Raw genomic sequence first — 4,581 nt, 5'->3', positions numbered from 1 at the left:
GGGGCGCGGGGAACTGCGCGAGCAACCACGCACCACCCGCACCCGTGGAACGACAGATCCCGGCAGACGGCTAGGCGAGCGATTCCAACGGCACATGAGGATCCGCCAGGGCATCGGTGTCGACCACGGCCCGAGAAGAGATCAGCCTCTGGATCGGCTCTGTGACATCCCACACGTTCACGTTCATCCCGGCCAGCACCCGCCCCTGCCGCACCCAGAACGCGATGAACTCCCGCTTCCCCGCGTCCCCGCGGATGACCACCTGGTCGTACGAGCCGGGCGGCGCCCACCCGCTGTACTCCATGCCGAGGTCGTACTGGTCGGTGAAGAAGTAGGGCACCCGGTCGTACCGCACGTCCTGCCCGAGCATCGACCGCGCCGCCGCCGGGCCGCCGTTGAGCGCGTTGGCCCAGTGCTCCACGCGCAGGCTCGTGCCGAACAGCCCGTGCGGGAAGGAGGCCACGTCGCCGGCCGCGTAGATGTCCGGGTCGGACGTCCGCAGCCGTGCGTCGACGACGACGCCCCCGCCGTGCGCCCGATCGGCGATCTCCAGGCCCGCCGTCTCGGCGAGGCCCACCCGCGGGGCCGCGCCGATCGCCGCGAGGACGTCGTGCGCCGGGTGCTCCTCGCCGTCGTCGGTGCGGGCGGCGAGCACCATGCCGTCCTGGCCGATGATCTCGGTCAGGCTCACCCCGAAGTGGAACCGGACCCCGTGCTCGCGGTGCAGCTCGGCGAAGACGTTGCCCAGCTCGGGGCCGAGCACACCGTGCAGCGGGGTCGGCCCGGGCTCGATGACGGTGACCTCGGCGCCGTACGTCCGCGCCGCGGCCGCGACCTCCAGGCCGATCCAGCCGGCACCCGCGATCACGAGGTGTCCGTTGTCCCGGCCGAGCGCGCCGAGGACCCCCTTGAGGCGCTCGGCGTGCGCGAGGCGGCGCAGGTGGTGGACGCCGGCCAGGTCGGTGCCGGGGATGTCCAGGCGGCGGGGCTCCGCTCCGGTGGCGAGGAGCAGCTTGTCGTAACGCACGAGGGTGCCGTCGTCACCGAAGCGGACGGTCCTGGCGGCGCGGTCGATGTGGTCCACGGTCTGGCCGAGGTGCAGTTCGACGTCGTTCTGCGCGTACCAGGCGGGCTCGTGGACGAAGACGCTGTCGCGCTCCTCCTTGCCGAGCAGGTAGCCCTTGGAGAGCGGCGGCCGCTCGTAGGGGTGGTCGCGCTCGTCGCAGATCAGTATCACCCGGCCGCTGAAACCCTCGGCCCGGAGGGTCTCGGCCGCCTTCGCTCCGGCGAGTCCGCCACCGACGATGACGAATGTCTGGTCCGCGTCGACCACTTGAAGCCTCCTCGTGAGGGTGCCGCCACATATGCCGCCCACATGCGCCGCACTGTGAGCCTCCCGCACGCAGCGTGATGCGGGAAGGGGGGGTGACCTTCGGCGCCCCGATCTTGACCCGTTCGGGGACGGTTCAGGACACGCAGGGTCACCAACGTTTCACATACGCCCCGTCAGCCTCGCATGCAACCACCGCGCGGAGGCGTCGGTGAGCGAGGCGATCTGATCGACGATCACACGCTTGCGGGCGTGGTCGTCACCGGCCGTGTCGAACAGCGTCCGGAACTGCGGGTCGAGGCCCTCCGGCGCGCGGGCGGTGAGTGCCTCGGCGAGTTCGGCCACGACGATCCGCTGCTCGGCGCGGATGCGCTCCTGCTCGGCGCGCTGCATGACGTACCGGTGCGCGATGGACTTCAGTACCGCGCACTCCAGCCGGGCCTCGCGCGGTACGACGAGTTCGGCGCCGTAGCGGGTGAGCCGGCCGGTGCCGTACCGCTCGCGGGTGGCGCTCTCCGCGGCCAGGCAGAACCGGCCGATGAGCTGGCTGGTGGCGTCCTTGAGGCGGGCCTGGGCGACCGCGGTGCCGTCGTAGCCGTGCGGCCACCACTCCTCGGCCCGGAGACGGTCGAGGGCGGCGGCGAGTTCGGCGGGGTCGGTGCCGGCGGGCACGTATCTGCCGACGGCGACGGCGAAGACCTCCTGCCGTTCGGACTCGGCGTGCAGGCGGTCGGGGTCGATGTGACCGGCGTGCAGGCCGTCCTCGACGTCGTGCACCGAGTAGGCGACGTCGTCGGACCAGTCCATGACCTGGGCCTCGAAGCAGGTGCGGGTGCCGGGGGCCTCCTTGCGGACCCAGTCGAAGACGGGCCGGTCGTCCTCGTACACGCCGAACTTCGGGGAGGCCGGGTCGGTGGGGTGCGCGCCGCGCGGCCACGGGTACTTGGTGGCGGCGTCGAGGGCGGCGCGGGTGAGGTTGAGGCCGACGGAGCCCTCGGGGGTGAACCGCTTGGGCTCGATGCGGGTGAGCAGCCGCAGGGACTGGGCGTTGCCCTCGAAGCCGCCGCAGTCGTCGGCGAACTCGTTCAGCGCCTGTTCGCCGTTGTGGCCGAACGGGGGGTGACCGAGGTCGTGGGACAGGCAGGCGGCTTCCACCAGGTCCGGGTCGCAGCCGAGGGCCGCGCCCAGTTCGCGGCCGACCTGGGCGCATTCGAGGGAGTGGGTGAGGCGGGTGCGGGGGCTGGCGTCCCAGGCCTGGCTGTGCGTGCCGGGGGTGACGACCTGGGTCTTGCCGGCGAGCCTTCTGAGAGCGGCGGAGTGCAGGATGCGGGCGCGGTCGCGCTGGAAGGCGGTGCGGCCGGGGCGTTTGTCGGGCTCGGGGGCCCAGCGGTCGGCTGACGCCTGGTCGTAGGCCGGAGGGGGTGCGGGTGCGGGGACTGCCATGGGTCGACAGTACGGGTTGGTGGTGACGAAACGGGGGTTGTGGGGCGCCTACTCGTCTGCCGGGTCAGGGTGCGTTCGCGCTTGCGGGTGCGTGGGGGCTGGTCGCGCAGTTCCTCCCCCAGCACCCCGGAGAAGGCGGGTCCACTGGCCGACCGCCCACCCGCAGCGGTTCACGCGCCCCTAGGCGGCCGCCGTCACCGGGGTTCCCAGGGCCTGCTCGTAGCGGTGGAGGATCAGCTCGGCCATCGCGGGGTGGGCTCCCAGGGGGGCCGCCACCACGCCCGGCGCCGCTGCCGCGCACTCCGTCGCGAAGCGGCCCGGGGCCGTGAAGCAGGAGGCCACGGCGATGTGACGGCGCCCCCTCGCGCGCAGGGCGGTGACCGCTTCCGGGACCGTCGGGGCCGCCGCCGAGGCGTAGGCGGGGAGGACCGGGACGCCCAGGCGGGCGGCGAGGAGGTCGGCCATGCGGTCCGTGTCGGCCCTGGACTCCGGGTCGCGGGAGCCCGCCGCCGCCAGGACCACCGCGCTCGCGGGGCGGGGGCGCCAGCCCGCCTCCAGCAGGCGGGTGTGCAGGGTGTCGGCCAGCAGGGGGTGCGGGCCCAGTGGGGCGGCGACCCGGGTGCGGGCCCGGGCGGCGGCCGCCGCCTGCGGGATGTCCCGCTTGACGTGGTAGCCACGGCCGAGGAGCAGCGGGACCAGGACGGCCCGGGCGTCACCGAGGGCGGCGAGGGTGTCGGGGAGGAGCGGTTCGTTCAGTTCGATGTGACCGAGGTGCACGGGCAGGCCGGGGCGCAGGGCGCGCACCCGGTCCTGGAGCGCCCGTACGGTGCTGAGCGCGCGCGGGTCGCGGCTGCCGTGGGCCACCAGGACCAGGGCGGGCGGGCCGGGGCGCGGGGAAAGGTCGGTCACCGTCATAGGAGGATCCTCACCGGAGGAGATTGCGCGGCCGTTGCCTGACCGTCACGGCTGTTTTCCGGCGCTTCACGGTACGGACCCGCGCGGTGTGAGCGAACCGGAACGCCCCGGGCCGCGTCCTCCATGGTCGAAGCCGACAGGGCCTGACAGGGGCCGACAGGGGGGAACCCGATGAAGATCCGCCGACCGCGGCTGCCGCGCACCCGTACCGGCCGGCGGCGGCTGGTGCAGGGTGTGGTGGCCGGCTGCGTGCTGGCGCTGCTGCCCGCCACCTGGTTGTACGTGTCGACGGCGGACCGGCTGCGGACGGTGGCGGACGTGCCGCGCACCGACGTGGCCGTGGTCTTCGGCGCGGGCCTGTGGGACGGCGAGCCGTCGCCGTACCTCGCGCACCGTCTGGACGCGGCGGCGCGGCTGTACCGGCAGGGGCGTGTCAGAGTGGTCCTCGTCACCGGCGACAACAGCCGCAAGGACTACGACGAGCCGGACGCCATGCGTGCCTACCTCACCCGGCACGGCGTCCCGGGCACCCGCGTCGTCACCGACTACGCGGGCTTCGACACCTGGGACTCCTGCGTCCGCGCGCGGAAGATCTTCGGTGTGGACCGGGCCGTACTGATCAGCCAGGCGTTCCACATCCGGCGTGCGGTGGCGCTGTGCGAGGCGGCGGGGGTGACGTCGTACGGCGTGGGGGTCGACGACAAGCACGACGTGACCTGGTACTACGGCGGGACACGGGAGGTCTTCGCGGCGGCGAAGGCGGCGCTGGACGTGGTGTTCGAGCCGGACCCCCAGTTCCTCGGGCGGAAGGAACCCGGCGTGGCCCGCGCGCTGGCCGGCGGCCGCTGAGGCGTCCGGCGGGCCGGTGAACAGGCGGGCGCGGCGGCCGGGTT

General features: G+C 73.7%; 4 protein-coding genes. 1 reads left to right on the top strand and 3 read right to left on the bottom strand.

What is annotated here, in order from left to right; all coding sequences use genetic code 11:
• Nucleotides 1-70: 70 nt before the first annotated feature.
• The 3 genes from ABZ646_RS35950 to ABZ646_RS35940 form a co-directional block, all read right to left on the bottom strand.
• Entirely contained in the window at nt 71-1,333 is a 1,263-nt protein-coding gene (locus ABZ646_RS35950) for an FAD-dependent oxidoreductase (RefSeq protein WP_360528637.1), read from the bottom strand.
• Nucleotides 1,334-1,492: 159 nt separating this feature from the next.
• The gene (locus tag ABZ646_RS35945) at nt 1,493-2,773 is read right to left on the bottom strand and encodes a deoxyguanosinetriphosphate triphosphohydrolase (RefSeq protein WP_360528634.1); all 1,281 of its coding nucleotides are present in this window, start codon (nt 2,771-2,773) and stop codon (nt 1,493-1,495) included.
• A gap of 180 nt (nt 2,774-2,953) precedes the next feature.
• The gene (locus tag ABZ646_RS35940) at nt 2,954-3,688 is read right to left on the bottom strand and encodes a sirohydrochlorin chelatase (protein WP_360528631.1); all 735 of its coding nucleotides are present in this window, start codon (nt 3,686-3,688) and stop codon (nt 2,954-2,956) included.
• 171 nt (nt 3,689-3,859) lie between these two features.
• Between ABZ646_RS35940 and ABZ646_RS35935 the strand changes: the two genes are divergently transcribed.
• Nucleotides 3,860-4,537, top strand: coding sequence for an ElyC/SanA/YdcF family protein (locus ABZ646_RS35935; protein WP_360528628.1), 678 nt, complete (start codon nt 3,860-3,862; stop codon nt 4,535-4,537).
• The last annotated feature ends 44 nt before the right edge of the window (nt 4,538-4,581 follow it).

The sequence above is a fragment of the Streptomyces sp. NPDC007162 genome (assembly GCF_040634175.1).
In the GTDB taxonomy this organism is placed as follows: Bacteria; Actinomycetota; Actinomycetes; order Streptomycetales; family Streptomycetaceae; genus Streptomyces.
The sequence above is the reverse complement of the archived record's forward strand: the minus strand, read 5'-3'. Positions and strand labels throughout refer to the sequence as shown.

Bases quoted from the DNA above. Each gene is read 5' to 3' on its own strand.
- ABZ646_RS35945 (WP_360528634.1), bottom strand. From the start codon at position 2,773: ATGGCAGTCCCCGCACCCGCACCCCCTCCGGCCTACGACCAGGCGTCA.
- ABZ646_RS35940 (WP_360528631.1), bottom strand. From the start codon at position 3,688: ATGACGGTGACCGACCTTTCCCCGCGCCCCGGCCCGCCCGCCCTGGTC.
- ABZ646_RS35935 (WP_360528628.1), top strand. From the start codon at position 3,860: ATGAAGATCCGCCGACCGCGGCTGCCGCGCACCCGTACCGGCCGGCGG.